The sequence below is a fragment of the Paenibacillus sp. R-74696 genome (assembly GCF_055814915.1).
Genome location: NZ_JBPULM010000037.1, coordinates 1 through 24,415, shown reverse-complemented (window position 1 = coordinate 24,415; position 24,415 = coordinate 1). Strand labels below are relative to the sequence as shown.

General features: G+C 49.2%; 18 protein-coding genes and 1 tRNA gene. 2 read left to right on the top strand and 17 right to left on the bottom strand.

Features of this window, described 5'->3' with window-relative positions; translation table 11 throughout:
• Window positions 1-33: 33 nt before the first annotated feature.
• Window positions 34-4,734 (bottom strand): glycosyl hydrolase, encoded by a 4,701-nt coding sequence (locus ACSR9A_RS17670; RefSeq protein ID WP_473758620.1) that lies wholly within the window; start codon window positions 4,732-4,734, stop codon window positions 34-36.
• A 717-nt stretch (window positions 4,735-5,451) separates the two neighbouring features.
• On the opposite strand from ACSR9A_RS17670, the gene ACSR9A_RS17665 reads away from it, so the two are divergent.
• Window positions 5,452-6,012 carry a TerD family protein gene (locus tag ACSR9A_RS17665; protein ID WP_341282817.1) on the top strand — a complete coding sequence of 187 codons (561 nt, stop codon included), beginning with the start codon at window positions 5,452-5,454 and terminating at the stop codon, window positions 6,010-6,012.
• 32 nt (window positions 6,013-6,044) lie between these two features.
• The gene (locus ACSR9A_RS17660; RefSeq protein ID WP_473758619.1) at window positions 6,045-6,890 is read left to right on the top strand and encodes an AIM24 family protein; all 846 of its coding nucleotides are present in this window, start codon (window positions 6,045-6,047) and stop codon (window positions 6,888-6,890) included.
• Window positions 6,891-6,985: 95 nt separating this feature from the next.
• Here the strand turns inward: ACSR9A_RS17660 and ACSR9A_RS17655 are convergent, their stop codons facing one another.
• The 16 genes from ACSR9A_RS17655 to ACSR9A_RS17580 form a co-directional block, all read right to left on the bottom strand.
• Complete coding sequence (locus ACSR9A_RS17655; protein ID WP_473758618.1) at window positions 6,986-8,518, bottom strand: glycosyltransferase family 2 protein; 1,533 nt, start codon at window positions 8,516-8,518, stop codon at window positions 6,986-6,988.
• Window positions 8,511-9,614, bottom strand: coding sequence for a tetratricopeptide repeat-containing glycosyltransferase family 2 protein (locus ACSR9A_RS17650; RefSeq protein ID WP_473758617.1), 1,104 nt, complete (start codon window positions 9,612-9,614; stop codon window positions 8,511-8,513). Before ACSR9A_RS17650 ends, ACSR9A_RS17655 begins: the two co-directional genes overlap by 8 nt.
• A gap of 77 nt (window positions 9,615-9,691) precedes the next feature.
• The gene (locus tag ACSR9A_RS17645) at window positions 9,692-12,394 is read right to left on the bottom strand and encodes a BclA C-terminal domain-containing protein (RefSeq protein ID WP_473758616.1); all 2,703 of its coding nucleotides are present in this window, start codon (window positions 12,392-12,394) and stop codon (window positions 9,692-9,694) included.
• A 404-nt stretch (window positions 12,395-12,798) separates the two neighbouring features.
• Window positions 12,799-13,170: a NucA/NucB deoxyribonuclease domain-containing protein gene (locus ACSR9A_RS17640; protein ID WP_473758706.1), complete on the bottom strand. Its 372-nt coding sequence runs from the start codon at window positions 13,168-13,170 to the stop codon at window positions 12,799-12,801.
• 296 nt (window positions 13,171-13,466) lie between these two features.
• Window positions 13,467-14,213, bottom strand: a complete 747-nt coding sequence (locus ACSR9A_RS17635; protein WP_473758615.1) for a DsbA family oxidoreductase — start codon at window positions 14,211-14,213, stop codon at window positions 13,467-13,469.
• A gap of 152 nt (window positions 14,214-14,365) precedes the next feature.
• Entirely contained in the window at window positions 14,366-15,409 is a 1,044-nt protein-coding gene (locus ACSR9A_RS17630; protein WP_473758614.1) for a hypothetical protein, read from the bottom strand.
• 137 nt (window positions 15,410-15,546) lie between these two features.
• Window positions 15,547-15,705 carry a small acid-soluble spore protein P gene (locus ACSR9A_RS17625; RefSeq protein WP_473758613.1) on the bottom strand — a complete coding sequence of 53 codons (159 nt, stop codon included), beginning with the start codon at window positions 15,703-15,705 and terminating at the stop codon, window positions 15,547-15,549.
• 15 nt (window positions 15,706-15,720) lie between these two features.
• The gene (locus ACSR9A_RS17620) at window positions 15,721-16,068 is read right to left on the bottom strand and encodes a hypothetical protein (protein ID WP_473758612.1); all 348 of its coding nucleotides are present in this window, start codon (window positions 16,066-16,068) and stop codon (window positions 15,721-15,723) included.
• Window positions 16,069-16,327: 259 nt separating this feature from the next.
• Window positions 16,328-16,416, bottom strand: a tRNA-Ser gene (locus ACSR9A_RS17615).
• Window positions 16,417-16,509: 93 nt separating this feature from the next.
• On the bottom strand, window positions 16,510-17,793 hold the full coding sequence (gene serS / locus ACSR9A_RS17610; RefSeq protein WP_473758611.1) for a serine--tRNA ligase: 1,284 nt from the start codon (window positions 17,791-17,793) through the stop codon (window positions 16,510-16,512).
• 21 nt (window positions 17,794-17,814) lie between these two features.
• The gene (pdxT, locus tag ACSR9A_RS17605; RefSeq protein ID WP_473758610.1) at window positions 17,815-18,396 is read right to left on the bottom strand and encodes a pyridoxal 5'-phosphate synthase glutaminase subunit PdxT; all 582 of its coding nucleotides are present in this window, start codon (window positions 18,394-18,396) and stop codon (window positions 17,815-17,817) included.
• A 134-nt stretch (window positions 18,397-18,530) separates the two neighbouring features.
• A complete protein-coding gene (gene pdxS / locus ACSR9A_RS17600) occupies window positions 18,531-19,412 on the bottom strand; it encodes a pyridoxal 5'-phosphate synthase lyase subunit PdxS (RefSeq protein ID WP_473758609.1) in 882 nt (293 codons plus the stop codon).
• Window positions 19,413-19,565: 153 nt separating this feature from the next.
• The gene (locus tag ACSR9A_RS17595) at window positions 19,566-20,855 is read right to left on the bottom strand and encodes a D-alanyl-D-alanine carboxypeptidase family protein (RefSeq protein ID WP_473758608.1); all 1,290 of its coding nucleotides are present in this window, start codon (window positions 20,853-20,855) and stop codon (window positions 19,566-19,568) included.
• Window positions 20,856-21,232: 377 nt separating this feature from the next.
• Entirely contained in the window at window positions 21,233-22,690 is a 1,458-nt protein-coding gene (guaB, locus tag ACSR9A_RS17590; protein WP_473758607.1) for an IMP dehydrogenase, read from the bottom strand.
• Window positions 22,691-22,931: 241 nt separating this feature from the next.
• Window positions 22,932-23,129 carry a Rid family hydrolase gene (locus ACSR9A_RS17585; RefSeq protein WP_473758606.1) on the bottom strand — a complete coding sequence of 66 codons (198 nt, stop codon included), beginning with the start codon at window positions 23,127-23,129 and terminating at the stop codon, window positions 22,932-22,934.
• 14 nt (window positions 23,130-23,143) lie between these two features.
• Complete coding sequence (locus tag ACSR9A_RS17580) at window positions 23,144-23,836, bottom strand: class I SAM-dependent methyltransferase (protein ID WP_473758605.1); 693 nt, start codon at window positions 23,834-23,836, stop codon at window positions 23,144-23,146.
• Between the last annotated feature and the right edge of the window lie 579 nt (window positions 23,837-24,415).

The following is a 24,415-nucleotide window of genomic DNA, read 5'->3' as shown; positions in this document are numbered from 1 at the left end:
TAGGGCCTCCCTTGTTTGCCGTTACATTCGCAATTACTGCGCCTTAACCTCATCCAAATAAACCTTAGCTGCGCCTGTCGAGCCGCTTGGTGTAAACACCTGAATGCCCAGCGCCTGGACATTATTTTTGTCCACCACGCCTGACAAATCATAGCTTACCGTTACGAATCCATCACCGCTGTAAGAAACCGTCTCATTCGGTGCAAACCAGCTCCAGCCGCCGCCCGTTTGCAGAAACAGCTTCGCGGAAACCGCTCCTCCGAGCGTTGCATTCCCATCCGCCACTACTTTGAACTTGGCAGACAGCGTGCCCGCTGTGCCCAAGTTCAGCGCACCAAGCCGTCTGAGCTGGAACTCGCCGCCGTTCAGGTCAAAAGCCACCTTCAGCGAGCTGCTTCCTGATGACGCCGCATCTGTGGACACGGTCATATCACGGGCGTTTGCCGTATTATAAGCATTGCTAGCATCAGCGTTAATTGCCCAGCCTTCTGCTCCACTTTCAAAATCATACGTGAGCCCACTCGTTCCTGGCTCCCCGCTACCTTCCACATTAACATCATCTACATAGACAGCTGCTGTACCGATCTGTCCGGCTGTCGGCTCGATTTTCACCCCGATCGCTTGCACGCTCTCCAGTCCCGTCAGGCCGGAGAGCGGGAGCGTCAGCGTTTTAAATCCGCTGGAATCGACGACCACGCCCGTTCCGCTGTCATGCCAATCCCATGTGCTGCCTGTTTTAATATATAGACGGGCATCGGCGGTACCCTGCGACAGCTTCACTTTGACGCTGAGCGCCGCAGCTGCCGATAAATCGGCTGCCGCAACCTTCGTCAGCTCAAAGCCTGCTGGACTTGCCAGCGAGAAGGTAGACGTCAGCGAATGGTCGCCCTCCGTCTTTTCATCCGCTGTAATCGCTGCATCTGTGGCCTGTGCCTCATTCGAGCTTACGGCCCAGCCTGCTGTGTCCGCTTCAAATCCATACAGCGTTCCCGATTCTGCCGGGGAGCTTCCCGGGCCGGAGCCTCCATTCGGCACACCGCCCGTTCCATCGTTGATCGCTTCAATGTCGTCAAAATAAAGCGTGCTGTTGAGCGTTGCTCCGTTGATGGCATTCACGTACACGGAAAACTCCTGTACATTTTTCAAGCTGACCTTGTTAATTTTTTTGCCCGCATTTCCTGTATCCCACGGAGCAACGGTAAACTCATTAAAGTGCAGGCTGACCCATTGTCCCGCTGTGCCCGCGAGCGATGGATACGCTTCATAGGAGACGCCATCCACACGCAGCTGAATAACGAGCTTCTGATTGCTGCCATCCGGCACCATCCAAAATTTCAGGTTGTTGAACGTGGACCAGTCTACTCCGCCCAGCACCTTCGTAATGCCTGCATAGCCGGAAGTTCCCAGCGTGTAGTCCAGCTTCATCGCATAGTTGCCCGAGCTTTTATGCACGCCGTCCAGCACTACCGCTGTAGCATCACCGCCCGCATGAATGAACTTCGCTGCCAGAGCGGCATCGCTGCCTTGGTACGTCTCGAAGTTGTCCACTACAGCCGGATCTTTCTCCGCTTCTGCGAATGTGCTGTAAAGGCTTAGATTATCGATGTAGATCGGAAAATCACCTGCTAATCCGCTGCCGACAAAAGAAAGAGCAAGCCCCGTCGCCGCTGCGGATTTCTCTACCTCATTCAAATCGATGACCGGCGAATATTTCGCATACACCCTGCCGCCCACCGTTACTTGCGGGAGTTCGGACAGCTTGATTTTGGTCGTCGTCATCCCATATTTCGTATCCCAATCCGGGGCAAGCATCGCAATGCTGCTAATTGTCGCATTCGCATCTCCCGCGCTTAGCGGAATCCATGCATCCAGCTTGATGCGCTTCACATCCGCCAGTGCATTTCCGCCGTCAAGCGCCGGAAGCGCAAGCTTGAATTCCTGCCACGTATCGGCTGCCGCCGCCTGCTGAGCATCCAGCTTCAATACGCCGTTGCCGTCAAAAGCATCATGCTGAATGGTCAGCGCCATCGTTTCCGGGTACGTGCCCGGATCGCCATTTTTGACTACGCCTTCTGTATCTTGGTCAAAGCTGTAGGTTTTCATTAAAATCTCGCTTGCCTGCACCGATACCGTCGCCGTTTGCGTCAACACGACCTGATTGCCAACATAGACTTTGACGTTCAGCGCCGCCGTCTTGCCATTTAAGCCTGCTGCTGGAGACCAATCCGCCGTATAAAAAAATCCGTCGCTATTGAGCGCCATTGGATATTCCGTATCCGACCCCTGTACCGTATAGACGACCTTCGTCGGTGAGATTTCCAGCGCCCGCGCGCGAATCGTGACGGAGCTGCCCACAATACTGTTATCCGTTGGCGTCGCAATATGCAGGAACGGCTGCTCCGGCGCTGTCACAACCGTATGGCCGTATACGCCCTGCACCTCATTGCGGAATGTTGTAAAGGAATCATTATAGAAGTTTATAAAATCGGGCAAAAGCTCATGATCGCCGAGCCCGTTTGGCGCATTTTTATAAGGAACATACAAATTGTTGCCGAGGCCGAAATTCGCCCATGTCTGCATATAGGCAATGCGCGAAGCGTCCTCATCGGACTTAATCGCATTCAGCAAATCGGTGAACCAGGTCGTATTATTGTTCCCGGTTGTCTTCATCCCCTCCGGGCTGTAGCCGAATTCGGAGAACGTCGCGATTTTCCCCTTGCTGTCGGCCATCCTTGAAATCATGCCAAGATCATTTACCAGCCCGTTAAAAAAGCCTTGCGAACCCGCATTTTCCTTGTTATCGTATTGGTCCATTCCCAATATATCGACATAATCGTCGCCCGGGTACGTCGTCAAATACGTGCTTTCTGCGCCGCCGAACGAGCCATTTGGCGAGAAAACATACAGGAAGTTGCGAACGTCCTTCTTATCGCGCAGATATTCAACCGTATAGCGGAAAATCTCCTTGTATTCGCTTGTGGTTGTCGTTTTCGCGCCCCACCAGAACCAGCCGCCGTTTTGCTCATGGAAAGGACGGAACAGGATTGGGATGAGCTTGCCATCATCATCCTTCACATTGTTCGCGAAGTTCGCTATCGTATCCAAAAAGGCATTAAATTCCGCATGCTTGTCGCCGCCCGGCAAAATATGAGCAACTACATTGCCTGACGTATCATTAAAGCTGCCGCCGGTCACAAAGTTTGGAAAATGGGTGCTGAGCGCCACAATACCGCCGAGCTCGTGGGCGTTCTTGACCGCAGCAGTGAGATTCATTCGGCTCTGCTCGATATTGTTCGGCACGCCCGGCTTCTCTTTGCCTTCCAGGCTAAGCGTATCCCAGCCGAACACGGCAGGATAATCACCGACCGAATTTTTCACCTCGGATTGCGAGCCATCCGTAGAGGTCAGTGTCACGCCTTCATCCGTTGCATGCTGATGGCCGAACAAAATTTCATGGCCGCGCACGCCATTCAAATAGGCAAACAATGATTTGGTCTCAGCCGTTGCATGCTGATCGACAAAATTGACCGTCTGCTCCGTATTTCCGCTGTTTCCACCGCCATTGTTGCTGCCTGAGGATGTGGCCGTTCCCGGCGTTGTGATTGTGCCAACTGGCGTCAGCGTACCATTTTTCAATGCATAGCTGCCTTTAGCTACCGGTTTTCCATTAAAAGTGACAGAATCGGCTTGCACCGTCAACTGCCCAATCGTTGTGCCCGGGGCGGTGATCAGCTCCGTAGGCTGATTCAGCACGATGCTGTCTGCCTCCGCGTCGTCGCCCAGCTCCAGTATGGCCTTGCTATTAGTCACGATGCTGTCGATCTTGGTTTCACCGTCTGCCTCAACATGCACCTTGCCATCCTTGCGGTTAATTTCCAAGCCTGCCAGCGTAGAATCGTGAAAGCTAACCGTATGCTCGCCGCCGCCCGCGATAAACGTCGTCCCATTCACAATGGCATGCTCGACCGCTGCCTCACCGTCTCCAATACCAGCGGTCAAATAAAGGTTGCCGGCAATTTGGGCATCTTTGAGTGTAATGCCAGCATGATTAATGATCGCATGGCCCGAAATCGCTTGCGCCGCTGTATAATCCCCGGCTTTGGCATACAGCTCGGCCACCAGCTTGTCCACCAAGGTTATGACCTCGGCACGAGAAATTTTACCCGCGGGCTGGAAAGCGCCATTTTCGTAGCCGCTGACAGCACCTTGCAGCGCGTTGATCGCATTTTTCGCATAGCTGGAAATTTGGCTGCTATCCTTGAAGGAGCCCGCGTAAGCTGCATTCTCCGCCGCTTTCAGCTCGAAAACACGCGCCAGCAGCGTCACCGCATCCTGCCTCGTTATAGGCTGCTCCGCTCTTGCCTCGTTACCCGGAAACCCGTCATAATATCCCGCAGCCCTCGCTTTGCTAAGCTCGCCCGCATACCATGCCGTCTCCGGCACATCGCTGAAGGCGGAAGCAGACAGTGACGATAAACCAAATACTCGATTAATAACCGCGACAAATTCCGCTCGCGTCATGCTGCCATCGGGATGGAAAGCTCCGTCTGAGTAACCGCTTACAATTCCGTGTGCACGCCATTTCTCTATCGCAGCTTTCGCCCAATGCCCCTGAATATCGGAAGCAAACGCCTTAGTTTCCGCCCCTGATTGAGCGAAAGCAGCAGAAGAAAACATTGAAACAACGATAGCTGGGGCCATAGCGGCCGCGATCCATTTGCGTTTTTTATTCATGCGATCCTCCTATATGATAAATAGATTTGAAAGCGCTTCACATCATTATAGAGGAACTACTTGAAAAAAATAGGAGATTCAATTTGTTTTTATAGTTCTCTTTTGTCATCTATTTTGTTATGTTTCTTTGCTCTAAGCGTAAACGGCTGCCGCCGTCCTCTGGCGGCGCAGCGCGTTTCATTCCGAGAAATATGGAGAAAGGATGGGAAAATCATATCCTTTCCTATATTTCAAAAAATGCAACCAAGCTATCGCTTCGCCGTATCTAATCAGACATCCCTGCTGCAGAGGGACTGTAAAACCATTAACAACTACAATGACAATCTGCTATACTACAAATAGTTTCATATCCTTACACAAAATCGACAAATTTCACCATTCTGGCCTGTTAAGCGCTTCAAGGTGATCAACTGTCGAGGCAGATGGTTCTCTTATTTTATATTTGAGGAGGCAATACAAATGGGTATTGGATCGAATTCAAACGGTGGAAACAATTTTGGTGGACAAGGCGGCATTCAGGGCGGTATCCAAGGTGGTATACAGCAGGGTGGCATTCAACAGGGCGGTATTCAGCAAGGCGGCATCCAGCAGGGCGGCATTCAACAAGGTGGCATTCAAGGCGGCGCTCAGCAGGGTGGATTCCAGAACGCTGGAAATGCAGGCTCGTTTGGCGCAGCTCCTGCTCCTCAAGCTGGCGGCTTCGGCGGCGGACTCGTATTGTCCAAAGGACAAAAGCTCGATTTAACGAAAAATAACCCCGGACTCGATCACTTAAAGGTTGGACTCGGTTGGGATACAAATCGCTTGCAAGGTCAGAGCTACGACCTTGATGTTGAAATCTTCCTTTTAAACCAAATGGACAAGCTTCCATCCAACGGTCATATTATCTTTTATAACAATTTAAACAGCCCGGATGGCTCGGTTCGCTATAACGGCGACAACCGGACCGGGCAAGGAAACGGCGACGATGAGTCCGCAGAAATCCAGCTTTCCCGCGTGTCTCCTGACATTCAGAAAATTGTATTTACCGTGACGATTGATGACGCTGTTCGCAAAAATCAAAACTTCGGCCAAATCGGCAACGCCTACATTCGGATCGTCAACCAGGCGAACGGAGCTGAAATTTGCCGCTTTGATCTGTCCGAGGACTACTCCACTTCCATTTCCTTGCTAGCGGGAGAAGTATACCGCCACAACAATGAATGGAAATTCAATGCAGTAGGCACAGGCCTTACGCTTGATCTGGCTGGCATTTGCGCGCATTACGGCGCTATGTAATTCACTACACATCTAACTGGAGGTCAACTCATATGCCATTTCAATTTCAAGTGGAACGCGAGCTGTTTCTGAAAGCAGAAGGCCAAGGCAAGTTTTTCGCTAAAAAGGGCTCTATGGTCGCTGATCAGGCTTACAACGGCAAATTTAAATATTCCAAGCGCTTGCTTGGCACAAACTCCGGCAACATTGTTGGACAAGTATTGAACCACGGCATGCGCCGTATTACAGGCGAAAACCTTGAAATTATGGAAGTCGAAGGACAAGGCTCCGTATATCTTGCTGATCAGAATACACATGTGACTGTCATTAATCTGGAGCAAGGCGGCCCTTGGCAGCACGTCAGCGTTGAAAGTGAAGACCTGCTGGCATTTACTGAAACTTGCCACTACGGCGTTACGGTCATCGGCTCCGGTGTCATTTCCCAGCGCGGACTTTTCACCTCCAAGCTCTCCTATAACGGCCAAGGCGCTCAAGTCGCAGTGAAAACGAACGGCAACCCGCTCGTTCTGCAAGCTCCATGCCGCGTCGATCCCGATGCAATCGTTGCATGGACAGGCCCTTCACCTAAAGTGAAGCTTGACGTGAACTGGAAAACTTTTATCGGACAAACCTCCGGTGAATCGTATATGTATGAGTTCAATGAGCCTGGGCAAGTCGTTATTATTCAGCCTTTCGAGCGTCAAAGCGGCGTGAAATTCGGCATTGATGACAACCGCTACCAGCCGCAAGAGCAAGGCAGCGCCTTCCAGAACACCTTTGGTGGCAACGGCGGCAATGGCGGCAATGCTGGAAACGCTGGCAATATGGGCGGAAATGCAGGCAATAACAACAATAATGAAGGCGGGATCGGCGGCATTATTGGCCGAATTTTGCGTTAAGCCCTTTGTAATCGTACATCCGCTAAAAAGATTAAGAGCATCCCCACTCATCATTCGTGATCAGTGGGGATGCTTTTTTTACATACTTATGCCAGCTATTCCTGCCACTCCACGAGCTGTGGATTGACATCTAAAATGGACAGGTATTGCTCCTTCCAGCCATACTTGGCGTCGGGGTCAAGCATCTGGTAGCGATGCAGCTTCTCCCGGCGGTGCTCGTCTTTCGCCCAGCCATAATGCTTAAGGCGAATATCCGACAGCTGATGAGGCAGCTCCAAAATATTAGCGGGAAAACGCCCGCAATGCTGCGGTGTATTTTTCCACTTATAATCAAATGTTGGATCATAGCGGAACAAAAAAGGGCGATAGCTTTCATGTGCCCGCCAAATCGCATCCGATCTATAGGAATGAAGGCTCCAGAAATCGTATAACCGGAAGCAAAATACATTCGTAGTACGGTTTTGCAGCAGGGTGTCGAGCTCCTGAACGAAGCTTTGCTCAAACCATTCATCCGCATCGAGATTCAGAATCCACTCCGGATTTACAGTCAACGTCTCTTCCCACTGCTGCTGCCGAAGCGTAACTTCATTGCTAAAGCGCGAAAACTCGTTGCGTATCAGCTTAACCGGAATGCCTTCCAGCGCCTGTAGGCACACATCGGCTGTGTCATCCGTACTGCCATCGTCAATAATGACCGCGTCATCAATATACTGGCGATGCTGCTCCAGCGCCTGTCGCAAATAGCGGCTGCCCTCATTCCTTACGACCATCGACAGCGTAAGCCGTCCTCTCGCCTTAGGCTGGACTTCTATTTCTTTCTGTAGAAACCGCTCCGCCCCAGCTAAATCCGCACTGCGGTAAATATGATAGGCGGGATAGTGGGTATCCACAAACAGGCGCAAGCCAAGCGCAGCCGCCCTAATGCAGAAATGCCGGTCTTCCCCCCAGAAGGTTAAATTGCTGATGGGGCCAAAATGCACACCTGCTTCCAGCGCACGTCTGCTCAGCAGCGTACATGCGCCAAGACCGCCTACCTCATACACGCCTGGCTCGCTTACTTTGGCGTAAAACTGCTCCAAGCGTACCGCAATTTCTTCATCGCTCAGCTTCTCGCCTCTGCCTCGCTCCCACTGTCCGTATTCGTCATGCAGCCATACTTGCGGCTGAGGGCGAGCATCCGGCTGCCAGCGGGTCCAAAAAATTTCCGAAACAATATCCTTGTCGTCCGATACTAGCTGCTCCAGCGTTCTGGCATGCAGCAGCAGGTCGGAGTCAAGCAGAAATACGTAGTCAAACTGACGTTCTATTGCATGCTCAATAATTCGATTCTTAAAATGGGCAACCTTCCAAATGAGCTGCTCACTCCAGCAATGCGTCGTATCGTTGCGTACATACACGTCAGGGCTATCGGAGGATTCTGAACGGGTAATGGTTACATCCTCGCGAGCAACAGCAAACTGCTCCAGCAGCAGGCTGCTCGTAACATCCGTATTATCGTCAATGAAGAAGTAGCTTAGCTCCAACTGGTCTGCATGGAGACGCTTCAGCGAAGCGAGAAACAACGCCAGAATCGTCGGCTGCTGCTGAACGGGACTAGCAATGAGCACACGCTTTTTTTTCTCAGACAAGCACGACCCCTCCCTCATCCCTCTTGCTTAACCGCTGGCTCAAATATTCCCGGTTCGCTATCATTCGCTCATCCTCGGGCCGATAGCTGGCCGCCTGCTCATTATGCAAATGGGCCGCTTCATAGTCACCCAGACGGTCGTAGCAGACACATAGCTGAAGCTGCGGCAGCCAGGTAGAGCAGGCTATATTCGCAAAACCCCAGCCTGTTGTGTCCGTGTTCTCCGCGTGAAGCGCCTGCTTATACCAATACACAGCCATCTGAAGCTCATCCCGCTGCAAAAAATAATACCCAAGACGGCAGCAAAATTCTGCCCGAGGCTTGTCGTAATAGAAGGAGCGCAGCACGGAATCCATCATGTTACGAGGCTCGTTCAGCTCGTGGTAGCAGTCCGCAAGCCGTCCGCAAGCGAGAATATTATCCTCGATCCAGCCTTTTCCGGTAGCGAGAAACTTGTCATAATAACGAATGGCCGAATCGTAACGGCCATTGTCTTTCAGCTCGTTGGCGTAATAAAACAAGTCGCGCGGGGTGAAAATCTCTCCTCTGCGGAGCCGATTTTCATACATGGTCAAATTGCGGTCGCTGTCATGCCCGAGGCTTTTATGTGTAACGGCCACATCACAATGAACGATGTTTCCGTAAACCTCCAAGTATTCATGTACTGCGCCAATCCACTGAAAGCCCCGCTCACGCTTAACGATGCGATTGCGCCGCAGCTTGTTAACTACGTTGCCGAACTCGTCAAATGACAGGTGATAATCCATAGAGACGGAGTCCACCGTATCGTCGAGCTGGTGTTTGAGTGCCTTCAGCTTGTGCAGCTCGGATACCTCCAGTACATCGTCCGCATCCAGCCACATCATATAAGGCTTCGATGCAAGCGAGAATGCAAAATTACGGGCGGCGGCGAAGTCATCCACCCAGGCAAAAGACTCGACGCGAGCGTTGAAATCGGCGGCGATTTCCCTTGTAGCATCGGTCGAGCCTGTGTCGACAATAATAATTTCATCTACAGCGGGGGCGATAGAGGAGAGACAGCGCGCCAATGTTTTTTCTTCATTTTTGACTATCATGCAAAGACTGATCGCGATCAATGAAACCACACTCCTGCGAGTTGATTCTATTGACCCATCCTATTCATTCATACTTGCCTTGGTGCCCAACTAGCGCATTAGCTTAATTGGATAATGGTCAGTGCCGCCCCAGCGCTGCCTCCAAGCAATGTTGCCGCACCCAAAAGTCCAAATAATTGAAGGGTTACGGTCGAGCCTCCGGTCAACCCAATAATGATATCGTTATTGAAAGCAGATAAGCTCAATACCGGCTCCAACGTTGAGGGCGTACTTGCTACCCCGTTAATTAATAAACGCGAGCCGACCAGTAACGACGCTGTCAAATTAATTTGGTACGTAATATAATATCTGCCGGTTGCAGCAACTGTGAACGTATCGTTAGCCCCATTGACCGTTATGCCTGCGGCGATATTTTGAGAGCTTGGGAGCGGTACATTCGTACCTCCAAGCACAACCGCAATAATGCCTCCCGTCGTATTGGCTGCAAAAGAAGAAACAGCTGTCGTACTAACACCCGTAGTGCCGGTAGTACCGGTAATGCCAGTCGCTCCTGTGGCGCCAGTGGCTCCTGTTATACCCGTAGATCCAGTCGCTCCGGTTATTCCCGTTGCCCCGGTCACTCCGGTTACACCTGTTGCACCTGTGACTCCGGTTGCACCTGTCGATCCAGTCGATCCAGTCACCCCGGTTATACCTGTTACTCCCGTCTCTCCGGTCGTTCCTGTCGATCCAGTCACACCTGTTGCACCTGTGACTCCAGTCGCTCCGGTTATACCTGTTACTCCGGTCGTTCCAGTCACACCTGTGGCGCCAGTGACTCCAGTCGCTCCAGTTATACCTGTTACTCCCGTCTCTCCTGTCACTCCTGTCGATCCAGTGACTCCAGTCGCTCCGGTTATACCTGTTACTCCGGTCGATCCAGTCGTTCCAGTCACACCTGTTGCACCTGTGACTCCAGTCGCCCCGGTTATACCTGTTACTCCCGTCTCTCCGGTCGCTCCTGTCGATCCAGTCGTTCCAGTCACACCTGTTGCTCCAGTGACTCCAGTCGCTCCGGTTATACCTGTTACTCCCGTCACTCCTGTCGATCCAGTCGTTCCCGTCACACCTGTTGCACCTGTGACTCCAGTCGCCCCGGTTATACCTGTTACTCCCGTCTCTCCGGTCGCTCCTGTCGATCCAGTCGATCCCGTCACACCTGTTGCACCTGTGACTCCGGTCGCCCCGGTTATACCTGTTACTCCCGTCTCTCCGGTCACTCCTGTCGATCCAGTCGTTCCAGTCACACCTGTTGCTCCAGTGACTCCAGTCGCTCCGGTTATACCTGTTACTCCCGTCTCTCCGGTCACTCCTGTGACTCCGGTTGCACCTGTCGATCCGGTCGTTCCAGTCACACCTGTTACGCCTGTCGATCCAGTCGTTCCAGTCACACCTGTTGCACCTGTGACTCCAGTCACTCCGGTTATACCTGTTACTCCGGTGACTCCGGTTGCACCTGTCAATCCGGTCGTTCCAGTCACACCTGTTGCACCTGTGACTCCCGTCTCTCCGGTCACTCCTGTCGATCCGGTCGTTCCAGTCACACCTGTTGCTCCAGTCACACCTGTCGCTCCTGTGGCACCAGTCACGCCCGTCGAACCTGTGTCTCCTGTTACACCGGTTACCCCATTTGTACCAGTCGCTCCGGTCAAGCCCGTCACACCTGTAAGCCCAGTTACACCAGTCGCCCCAGTCGAGCCTGAAGCTCCTGTCTCTCCGGTAATGCCCGTTGCCCCGGTTACTCCGGTCGAGCCTGTAACCCCTGCCCCTGTAACGCCAGTTGCCCCGGTCACTCCAGTTGTACCTGTAGAACCAGGCGCTCCGGTCACTCCGGTCACTCCGGTCACTCCTGCCCCCGTAGCACCTTTCGTACCAGTCGTACCAGTAGCCCCTGCACCGGCAAGCATCCAATAATCTGCCGAGTCTCCTGGTACTCCGCTTGGAGGTGCCGTATTAACGACGTACGTGCTCCCATTGAATGTAACTGTCTGATTTACTGGATATGTTGGGGCGACCAGCGGATCAAAAGCCACCATCCCTACCAGTCCCACCCCCGTTGCGCCAGTCGCTCCCGTCGCTCCGGCGGAACCAGCAGCCCCGTTTGCTCCAACTGCACCAGCGGCTCCTGCACCGGCAAGCAGTGTATAGTCAGCTGAGCTCCCTGGTACCCCGCTAGGCGGCGCTGTATTCACAATATATGTGCTGCCATTGAATGTAACGACCTGATTTACTGGATATGCTGCAGCAACTAGCGGATTAAAGGCCACTATTCCTCCCAATCCGGCCCCTGTTCCTCCAGTTACACCAGTCGCTCCTGTAGCTCCCGCAGCGCCATTCGCCCCGGCTGGCCCAATGGCTCCCGCAGCTCCTTGCACGCCAGGCAATCCCGCTGGACCCATCGCACCGGGAAGGCCCATCGCTCCAGGCTGCCCTACTACGCCAGGAGTTCCTGCTGCTCCCGGTGCTCCTGCCGGACCCGTTGCTCCAGTTGACCCATCCGTTCCAGCTGAACCGCTAAAACCTCTAACTCCCCTTGGCCCCCTAGCGCCCCTCGGGCCGCGTTTCCCCCGTCTTGCATGTGTTGACCAGTGAATATGGCTATGCCGAGGTTTCCTATTACGGTGCTCATCGAGACATTTCAGTGCCTCTGTCAGCAGCAAAATCGAATCGATCACTTCGCGTTCCGCCCGGACAATATTATTTCTACCCGCCAGCCTCCGCGCTAATTTCAATTCAAGAATGGCGAGATTTAATTTACGCAAACAACTTGCTCTTCTTTTCGCCAACCTGCTCATCTCCCATTATTTTTTAGCATTAACGCTTTTTACTCACTGTGCGCCTGCATGCCGAAATGACATGTCGAATATGTGCACTAGCTCGTTTAACACGATTTTGACGTATTAAACCTTTTACGTGTTGGAGCTGCTTAATCCATTTGCTCAGCTCTTGCGATTTCCGTCCCCTGTTCATCTTCATCCCTCTTTACCTGGTTATTTGCTTGCTTCCTATTCAAAAATATAAAAAATAGACTTTTATCATCGTTACACCAGTCTATGTTTGAACCCAATATGCAACACGGTATTCACCCAGCCCCTGAATATAAAAAAAAGCCCAATCCTCTGCAGCAACGCAGACAATTAGACTTTAACCTACAATAAGTGCTTTCTTATTTGATGACAAAAGCAATTCTAGATCCATTCGGATATTTCTCCAGCTGGTTGCTCACCCATGACCCTGCCCCGCGATTATCCGATGGGTCAATATAAGCAATATGCGCTCCGCTCCCGCCTTCTGCGCACATAGCCATTGGCCATTCATCGCGATCAAAGCCTTTTTTCACTTTGACGCCCTGCAAAGATTTCTTCCGATTCTGATCCGCGCCTTCCCGATCAATCGTACAAATGGGGGATCTCCCCGCTGCAATCGCATCTTTGATATGCTTGCCTGTCTCCGGGTATCGATCCGTCGGAAAATATAACGTGTAATCTGTTCCTTCTGCCGTGTTCCAATCTTTCGCCAGCTCATCGAGCCAGCCCATATACGACGCTCCGGCCAAGGCCAGCATAATAAGCAAGGAAATAAGGGCATTTTTCACTTTAAACTTCTTTTTACGGGACTTTCTTTTCAACGCGCACAGCCTCCTGATGCTCTTTTTCCTCATTTTCTCATCATAAAGGCCAGAGGACAACCCTCGGACAAATTATATTTTTCATCCCTGCAAGGTAATACCTATCCTTTTTTATATTTCAAAAAAAGCTGAAGCAGCGTCACTTGCCCGCTACCCCAGCCTTCACTGAAATCCGCTTCTATTTATAAACTCCGCTATATATAAAATTACGCCTTGTCTGGATTAGCATCCTGAGCCGCCGAGGGCGCACAAGTGCCATCCGAGCAAGCTGCGCCATCCGCATCATTCGGCAAATCATTGATGACGGTCAGAGCCGGATACGCTTCATCCCAAGCCTGCTTAATTGCATTCAGGAACACTTCATTCGGCTGAGCACCCGATATCGCGTATTTGCGATTAATGACGAAGAATGGCACGCCACGCACGCCTATTCGCGAAGCCTCCTCCTCATCGCCACGAACGTCCTGTGCATGAGCATCGCTTTCCAGCACAGCAAGCGCCTCTTGACGATCTAGTCCAACCTCGGCAGCCAGATCAGCAAGTGTATCGCGCTCTCCCAGATGCTTGGAATCGGTAAAATATGCACGGAAAAGTCTTTCCGACATCTCGTCTTGCTTGCCGTATTTTGCTGCAAAATGGGTTAAGCGGTGCGCATCAAACGTATTCGTCAGCACCAGCGTATCGAAGTTAAAGGTCAAACCAACAGATGCCGCCTGCTTCGCCAAATCGCTGTTCATCTCGATTGCTTTCTCGCGTGGCATGCCGTATTTACGGGACAGCATTTCATGCACATCATGCTCGTAGCTGATCGCGGCGTTAGGGTCCAGCTCAAAGCTGCGGAACACAACCTTCACATGCTTGCCATGCTCAAACTTTGCTAATGCGCCCTCCAGTCTCTTTTTACCAATATAACAAAACGGACATGCGAAATCTGACCATACATCTATTTGCATTACAATTCCTCCTTTAAACTCATATACGTATAGTAATATACTTTACTTTTTAAAGCAATAGTATCATTAAGGCTACTGCCACAGCGTTATAAAAAAAACCGCTCATTCGCTTAGAATGGGCGGCTCCTTTTGTATCATTTTAAGCTATAAAGTTACAGACCTAGTCCCATGCCAGACATCAGCTCATCCATTTTAACTGCGTCGGTCGGAATTTCATACAGGAATTTAGGCGCTTTATTAATGTTGTGATATTCAGCTGTTAACGAACCGCCAATTTTCACGATACCGCCGCTTTCATCCGTAAAGTCTACATTGATTTTAGCAGTCTGCTGCGATAAATAGCCATCTTTAATGGCTCCTACAATAGAGAAATCATTGATTTTCAAGTTTGCTTTCAGTTGTTCCAATGTTTCTTGCTTGTTGGCTTCAAAATCTGCCTTCAGCTTCGTTACATCCTCATTCGTGCTATCTATCATTTTCATGAAATCTTCGTTTTTCGTCAACGTGTCGATTAGCTCTGGAAGCACTTGATTAACGATGGTTTCTACAGCCTGCTGATAGTTTCCTCCATTAATTTGGAAGCGAACCACTTGATCAGCCTCTACCCCTTCAGGGAGCGCTGCATCTTCTTTTTTCAGCGTAGAAAAATACGTTTTCTCATCAAAATGTTTTAAAATAATGCCGCTCACTTCTTGACCAAGCTTCTGCTGGGCAGCCGTGTCCATCATGGCTCCTGTTTCCGCTTGCTTTGACAGCTCCTCCAGATCAATCTCCACAAATTTGTCCGTGTATTGCTCTGGCAGCATAAGCATCGGAAGCGCTGGAATTTTCACATACATCTTTTTGTCAGTCAAAATCATCGGAATTTTAACAGAAAGGCCAGCTGCCGTAATATCCATTTCCATATCTGTGCGCAGCGGTTCTTTTTGATATACTGCTTTAACATTTACTTTAGCGCCTTTAAGCAGGTTGATGGCGTATTGCGCTCCAGCTCCCTCCCCCTGCAGCAATTCGTCTGGCACCGTAAGCTCATCTATCCCAAAGGACATTGTGGACTCATATGAGGTGACTTCCGTCATTTTTTGAGTAGCTTTCTCCAAAGATTCCTTAGGCGACGCACTCGCGCTGCAGCCTGCGACAATAATTAAAGCAGCAGCGATAAATAGCATAGCCACTTTATGTAGTCTGTTTTTCATTCTAGTTGATCCTCCCTATTTGTATCTCTGAATGACATCCCCCCTATTTTATAACAAAACGACCGCACATAGAAGCAATATCCAAAAAATCCCGAATCTTCGAGAAGAAACGGGACTTTTGTATGATTACCTTGATTTTAAGATCCTTCCGGATTTAGGTGCGAAGTATGGTTTTTCTTCTTTGTTTTTTTCGATCCGGACAAAGGCTCCTGCTGGGCTGAGTCATCATTGCGGCTTCTTTTGTCTTGAGATTGACGCTGCGCCTCAGGTACAGGCACGCTGTCTGGCTTGCTCATATCATCGTCCTCCTTTTAAGCGTGTGTAAGCTGCCCAAGCGCTTGGGCGCATTCATGGATATGACGCTTATAATCATGAATCAGTTGTTGAAGAATATCTGTGCGTTCATCCACAGCCTGATGATCCTTTTCCACATCGACAAGCTCTACTTTAATTTCACGGCTATCCACATAGGTTACCTTAAAATCAATTTCATACGACTGGTGTCCCGCTGACTGAATCGTAATTCGCAGCGATTTTGGATCTGCCTCATCGGCTGCTACCTGGCATTTATCCGGCTTGTTCATCATTTCCGGCAGCGTTCGATTCCATGCCTCCACCAGCTCTGGCTGGCTGTAGGTCAGCTCATCTTTTTTAGCCATCTTTATCAACACCTCCACATCCTATAAGATGCGGCGCGAGCCCGCCAATTATTCAGGCAAAATCAAGCATAATCACACGCTTAAGCAAGCGTTATCCACAGTTCTATACACATTCCATGCTAGTTATCCACATTATATACATTTTATCCACATGACTACAGTGGATATTGGGGATAACTCTTGCTCAGACGTTATCCCCAATCCCAGACAACAAAAAAAACGCCCAAACCGTAAGGCTGGACGTTATCATTTATTAAATTGGCGGAGAGGGTGGGATTCGAACCCACGTGGAGTTGCCCCCTAACGGTTTTCAAGACCGCCCCGTTATGACCGCTTCGGTACCTCTCCGTATACAAAATCATCACAAAAATTATTATACCACAGGTTAAAAATGAAAATCAACCCCATCTTTAACCTGCGGATAGTATAGCTTTAAAAACTTTAGGCTTTAGGTCCAATTACGCTGATTCCGCCCATGTAGGCACGCAATACTTCAGGAATGACAATGGATCCGTCCGCTTGTTGGTAATTTTCAAGAATAGCCGCAACGGTACGGCCTACCGCAAGACCTGAGCCGTTAAGCGTATGCACGAATTCCGGCTTGCTCTTCACGTCTCTGCGGAAGCGAATGCCTGCACGGCGCGCCTGAAAGTCCTCTACGTTCGAGCACGAGGAGATTTCCCGGTATGTGCCTGCACTTGGCAGCCATACTTCAAGGTCATAGGTTTTCGCAGCGGTGAAGCCCATATCGCCTGTGCACAAAGCGAGGACGCGATACGACAAGCCCAACAGCTCCAGCACCTTCTCCGCATTCGCCGTCATCTTCTCCAGCTCATCGTAGGACTCTTCCGGCTTCGCAAGCTTGATCAGCTCGACTTTGTTGAATTGATGCTGACGAATCAAGCCGCGTGTATCTCGGCCTGCTGCCCCCGCCTCTGAGCGGAAGCAAGAGCTATACGCTACAAAATGCTTCGGCAGCTCTTCAAGCGACAAAATCTCTTCACGATGAAGATTCGTAACCGGAACCTCGGCCGTTGGAATCAGATAATAATCCGAGTCGGAAATTTTGAACAAATCCTCTTCGAATTTCGGAAGCTGTCCTGTTCCAATCAAGCTGTCGCGGTTGACCAAATAAGGCGGCAGTACTTCCTCATAACCGTGCTTATCACTATGTAGATCCATCATAAAGTTAATCAGCGCACGCTCCAGGCGGGCACCTAAACCACGATAAAACGTAAAGCGAGAGCCCGTCACCTTAGCTGCACGCTCGAAATCAAGAATGCCAAGCTCTTGTGCAAGATCCCAATGGGCTCTCGGCTCGAAATCAAATGCTGGCTGCTCGCCAATCCGGCGAAGCTCTACATTATCATCCTCGGAAGCCCCAATTGGCACGCTTTCATGCGGCACATTGGGAATCGAAAGCATAAGCTCGTCGACTTGCACCTCTACAGCGCGAACTTCCTCGTCCAATTGCTTAATCCGATCGCCCACTTCACGCATTTCGATAATCAGCGCATCGGCATCGCCGCCTGTCTTCTTCAGCTTCGCCACTTCCTGCGATACGATGTTGCGGCGGTTTTTCAGCTGATCCGTTTCCTGCAACAGGTCACGGCGCTTTGTATCTAGAACAGGGAAATCTGCGATTAAATCAAGCGATTTACCGCGATTTGTCAGCCCTTGCTCTACTTTTGCGAATTCATTACGCAGCCATTTTATATCTATCACGCTTGGGTGGACTCCTCTCTGCTACCGGCTCACTGCCAATTGTTTAATCATATCGACAAAATAGGCATGCAAACGGTAATCATCGGTCAACTCAGGATGAAAGGATGCTGCTAGCAAATGTCCCTGCCGAGCCGCCACAATTTCGCCTTTGTATTCCGAAAGCACATCAACCTGCGATCCAACTTCTTTGATCAAAGGAGCACGAATGAATACCGCGCGAACCTGTTCATCAATGCCTTTAATGTCGAGATCGGTTTCGAAGCTCTCCCGCTGTCTTCCAAAAGCATTGCGCTCCACCGTCATATCCATGAGCTTCAGATGCGCATCCTCTTGTCCTTCAATACGTTCAGCAAGCAAAATCATTCCCGCGCAAGTGCCAAAAATCGGCTTGGATTGCTCAGAAAAAGCTTGAATCGCTTCTAAGAAGCCGTATTGGCGGATCAGCTTGCCTATCGTCGTGCTTTCGCCGCCTGGAATAACAAGACCCTGCAGCTCATCAAGCTGCGAGGTTTGTTTAACGGCGACCGCTTCCGCGCCCGCCGCCTCCAAACTGCGTATATGCTCTGCAACTGCGCCTTGAAGCGCAAGTACACCAATTTTCATCGCCTACACGCCTTTCTTAAAATATAAGAATTTATAAGTTTCCCCTTATAAATGGGCTTATATTTCTCGGACTGAAACGCGCCGCGCCGCCAAAAGACGGCTTTCGGCCGTTTCACCTTATCCAAGCTTGTTGCTTAAATTCCGCGATCCTGCATACGCTGCGAAGCGTCCAGCTTGGAAATTTCAATACCCTTCATTGGCGCTCCCAAGTTTTTCGATACTTCTGCGATCAATTTGTAGTCTTGGTAATGAGTTGTAGCTTCTACGATAGCACGAGCAAATTTCTCCGGGCTGTCGGATTTAAAAATACCCGATCCTACGAACACGCCGTCAGCGCCCAGGTGCATCATCAGTGCTGCGTCAGAAGGTGTTGCTACGCCGCCTGCTGCAAAGTTAACGACTGGCAGCTTGCCGCTCTCGTGCACGCCCAGAAGCAGGTCATAAGCAACGCCCAGAACCTTCGCTTCATTATACAGCTCGTCCTTCGACAAACCTTGAATTTTACGGATTTGACCATTGATCAGACGAAGGTGGCGAACAGCCTCAACAATGTTTCCTGTTCCCGGCTCACCTTTTGTACGAAGCATTGCTGCTCCTTCTTGAATACGGCGAAGCGCTTCGCCAAGGTCTTTAGCGCCACATACGAAAGGAATCGTAAATTCATTTTTGCTAATGTGGAACACTTCGTCTGCCGGAGTCAAAACTTCGCTCTCGTCAATATAGTCAACGCCCATCGATTCAAGCACTTTCGCCTCTATATAGTGGCCAATACGCGCTTTCGCCATAACTGGAATCGATACGACTTTCATAACCTCTTCTACGATGGTTGGGTCAGCCATACGGGCAACGCCGCCTGCTGCACGGATATCGGAAGGAACGCGCTCCAGCGCCATAACTGCTGTTGCACCTGCCGCCTCTGCTACTTTTGCTTGCTCAGCGTTCATAACGTCCATGATGACGCCGCCTTTTTGCATTTCAGCCATACCACGTTTTACACGCGAAGTTCCTGTTTCCATTTTCAAAAAATCCTCCTCAAGGTTTTACACAGCGACCTTCATTCTGAAAGGTTTACGCTTAGCTCCCAATATAATATCGATACTAGCTCTAGGCACTAATTTTACAGGAACGCTCCTTAATCGACAACTATTGTTTTCCCTGTATTTATGTCATTAAAACAGATTCACAATATCATTGAACAGTCCGACGAAAAATTGGCCGATAGCGCGGAACATCAGACGCAGCCAGCCGCCTTTTTCCACATCCTCCGAGGCAATCAAATTAACCGTTCTGTCCACTTTGTTTCCTTCAGCATCCGTGTACTCATAAGTGACCGTTCCTAGCTTCTGACCAGCTGTAATGGGAGCAACCAGTTCTTCCTCTTTCAAAATGTTGCTTTCCTTCAGCTCAATCTTAGGTTCAGCACCCTTTTTAACCGTAAAAGTGATGTCGGACTCGGTAACAGCTGGGACGGTCTTTTCGACACCCTTCTTAATTTTAACCGATTCCAGCGTTTCTACTACAGATTTTGCAGGAAGCACCGATTTCTTCTCAAAGTTGTTGAATGCATAGTCGTACATCTTTGCTGTTTCAAAGAAACGGGCTTCTTTTGACTTTGTATTCATTACGACGCTGATATAACGCGTATCGCCTCGCTTAACAGTACCCGTAAACGTATAGCCAGCTGCCGAAATATAGCCGGTTTTCATGCCGTCCACGCCCTCATAGGCATACGCACGTAAATACGTATTGCTTTTGTTCGTTTCCAACATCCAGTTATAGTTCTTCATGGTCGCTGTATCCCGCTGACGAAATTTGTATTCCTGAATTTTCGAATAATCGAGAAAGTCCGGATGTTTTTTCAAAATCGTTTGTGCCAGCTTCGCCATATCGCGAGCCGAAATAAGGGTTGTATCAAGCAAGCCTGTCGCACTTGTAAAATGAGCCGTCGTCAGGCCCAGCTCTTTCGCCGTTTCATTCATCTTGGCAACAAAGCTCTGCTCACTACCGCTAATTTGCGAAGCAAGAGCAATCGTTGCATCATTCGCCGAGCCTACTGCCATAGCAATATATAAGTCCTTTACCGTATGCTGATCGCCTTGCGCCAAATAAATTTGCGAGCCATCTGCAGGAGTATTCGCTGCTTCTTCACTAACGGTAACGACCTGATCCCAAGTTAATCTTTTATTCGTAATTTCCTCAAGTACGATATACTCCGTCATGAGCTTCGTCATGCTGGCAGGAGGACGCGGCGTATCCGCATTGACTTCATAGATGACTTGTCCCGAATCTGCATCTATTAGAATGGCTGATGATAATTCCATGCCCAAAGTGTTATTGACCCAATCTTCCTTACCTGCAGCCGCTGCTGCACCAGACCCTAATGACAGAATAACCAACCACATCGCCATAAAAGCGGCGACAACCGATGTCAGTTTAATCGGCTTTACCTTTGCCTTCAACGTCTTCTCCCCTTTTCATCCGAAAGTTTGTCGTTGTTAATTGTATCACATGCAAGCAGGGGAATTAAACCTCTACTGCGCTTAGCCCCTTTCTCCAGCTGAGCCCTTGCAGGAAGCCCATTTGAGCGGCTAAGACCCCTTGAAACTGCCCTAAAGCAATAATTACCATGTAAAATAGTGGCTCTAAATCAATGCCTGCTATTCAAGCGTAAACAGCTGTCGCCATCCTCTGGGGGCAAAGCTTCCGTTTCGAAGGTGAAATATAAGCTGATTATACGGATGAAACCTATAAATGCATATATTTGAAAAAAAGACAGACCCGACAAAAGCGAAGTTCCGCTTTCTTGTGGTCTGTCTCTGGCCCGTTAGTCGGGATATTAAAGCGAGTAGTTAGGCGCTTCCTTTGTGATTTGCACATCATGTGGATGGCTTTCACGAAGTCCTGCACCCGAAATGCGGATAAAGTGAGTATCGTTTTTCAGCTGCTCCAGGTTTGAAGTGCCGCAATAGCCCATACCGGAACGCAAGCCGCCAAGCAACTGATGAACGGTATCCGACAAAGGACCTTTGAATGGCACACGGCCTTCAATGCCTTCTGGAACTAGCTTGTTCTCATTTTCTTGGAAGTAACGGTCCTTGCTGCCTTCTTTCATTGCGCCAAGGGAACCCATACCGCGATAAACTTTAAAGCTTCTGCCTTGGAAAATCTCTGTTTCGCCAGGGCTTTCAGATGTACCTGCAAACAAGCTGCCGATCATAATTGCGCTTGCGCCTGCTGCAATTGCTTTCGTAATATCGCCGGAATATTTGATACCGCCATCAGCGATAACCGGAACATTGTATTCACGAGCAACGGAAGCACAGTCATAAATCGCTGTAATCTGTGGTACGCCGATACCAGCGATTACACGTGTTGTACAGATCGAGCCTGGACCAATGCCGACTTTAACGACAGATGCGCCTGCTTCAATCAAATCACGTGTAGCTTCGCCTGTAGCCACATTACCTGCAATAATCGTCAATTCTGGGTATTGCTTGCGGATTTTGCGAACTGCCTCAATGATATTGATATGATGGCCGTGTGCAGAGTCTACAACGAGAATATCGATGCCAGCTTGTACAAGTGCTTCCGTACGATCCATTGTATCTTTAGAAATACCAACAGCTGCTCCGCAAAGCAAGCGGCCATGGGTATCTTTTGCAGCATTAGGGAATTGAATCGCCTTCTCAATGTCCTTGATTGTAATCAAGCCTTTGAGCGTATTCGAATCGTCCACCAATGGCAATTTCTCAATTTTGTGCTTTTGCAGCAATACCTCAGCCTCAGTAAGCGTCGTGCCGACTGGAGCCGTTACTACATTGTCACGTGTCATGACTTCATGGATTTTAATGGAATAATCATGTATAAAACGTAGGTCACGATTCGTCAGAATACCAACAAGCTTCTTGTCAGCATCTACAATCGGTACGCCCGAAATGCGATATTTACCCATTAATTCTTCCGCATCATACACATGGTGATCTGCTGTAAGCGAGAATGGATTCGTAATAACGCCGCTTTCCGAGCGTTTCACGCGATCTACTTCTTCCGCTTGTTGTGCAATGGACATATTCTTGTGAATAATGCCGATTCCGCCCTCACGCGCTATTGCAATAGCAAGAGCTGCTTCCGTAACCGTGTCCATCCCTGCGCTGATCAATGGAATATTCAGCTTGATGTTAGCAGAAAGTTTTGTCGAAATATCCGATTCTCTTGGCAGTACTTCCGATTTCCTTGGAACGAGCAGCACATCATCAAATGTTAGGCCTTCCTTGGCAAATTTTGATTCCCACACGAATATGTTCCTCCCTTAAATTGAGCCGTCTTCACGTATATTATTGCAATATTAGCAGAGGGGTCATGGGCTGTCAAGGCTGGCACAAGGCTGGCATTTCCCGTTTTGCAATAAGCATTTTGTCTGAATTTTCTCACTAAATAGAAGCATTACGCTTACATGCAGCAGCTTTGTATTTAAAAGCAGCGGATTGTCTGTAATAAAAGAGGTTACAAGTTTAACCTTCTGCACGGTATTAAGCTCAGCGTTTGTATGAAAACATTTCAATTTCTTTTTTAGCTCCTAGCAGCAGCGCCGCTCCACCGATTGTCCTACTTGCCGGGTAAGGTGCGGGGAAATCTGTTTCATAAACGGCATTCATCGCTTTAAAATCATACATACTCGTTAGAAACACATTTACTTGGACGATATGTACTAGACCTAGCTCCGTCTGCTCCATTATGTCATTGCCGATTAAATATATTCAGGAGCTTGCTTAAACGCTGCAAAAACAGCAAACTCATGCTGCTTATAGACACAATCAGCGGCTGCAAAGCCACTATCGTGCAGCCACTTCAGCTGATCATTGACCGTTGCGTTCTGATCCAGCTTTCTGCGCTCAATCGCGGACTGTATGGCCTGCTCAGTCAATTCCCCTTTGCCAATCTGCTGCTCCCATATGCTCTTATAAGCGTGATCAAAGCAAGGAAAGCTTCCAGCAGCTTGGTCAGCATTAATAAAGCTGCCATCCTCCTCCAGAAGCCCATACACGGTATGAAACAGCTCCTGCTTGGACTCGTGGCTCAAGTGATGAATGGATAAGGACGAAATAATGATGTCATATTTTTGCTTAAATGTGTACTTCGTATAGTCCGCTACAATGTACTCGAGCTGCTGACTGTCCTCAAATCTCGATCGAGCCGCTTTCATCATCTCTTCACTTAAATCAATCAAGGTAAACTCAGCATGCGGATATTTTTGCTGAACCAACGCAGCGAACAAGCCAGTACCAGCACCAAGATCCAAAATACGAGGCTTCTGCTTCGTTGTGTGCACCCAATTCACAGCTGTTCCATAAAACTCATCAAAGCAGGGAATCAGCTGATGCCGCTGTACATCATATTCCTTCGCAACTTGATCAAACAACGTTTTAATAGACTGTTCCATCCCCAAAACCTCCTGCTGCGTTCCGCATTTTTAGAAAGCTCAGCAAGTCCATATTACCGCCACAGTATTTGTAAAACAAACTAAAATACAGTCGCTTTAGAGCCGAACGCATATATTCATACTATAATAATACTTTACAAAATCAAACAGATATTTTAATTAGAATATTATCAAATAGGTTGGATATCGATAGCTCATCACTATCACTATTTATATTTTGTAGCTGAAATTATGCTAAGGTAGTTATTCATTCCCATAAACGAGGTGTATTTTCAGAAATATTATGCTACTTAAAAATTCGCAATTTGCTACTTATTTAAAAGTTAAACTGCGTTTATTTCGCGATAAATAATATTATAAACTCAGCAACAATCGTCACGGAATGTCCTTATTTAAAATCCTATCTCCGATAATCATTAGGTAATTTCCCCTGCAAACACGAGTAAACAGCTAATCCATATCGTCTATAAAGCTTAAAAGACCTATATAGGAGTTATGCATACGGTAGGTAAGCATATGAAATATAAAACGCCAAAGACCCTCTGAACAAAAGGTCTTTGGCGCTATCTAAATTATTGA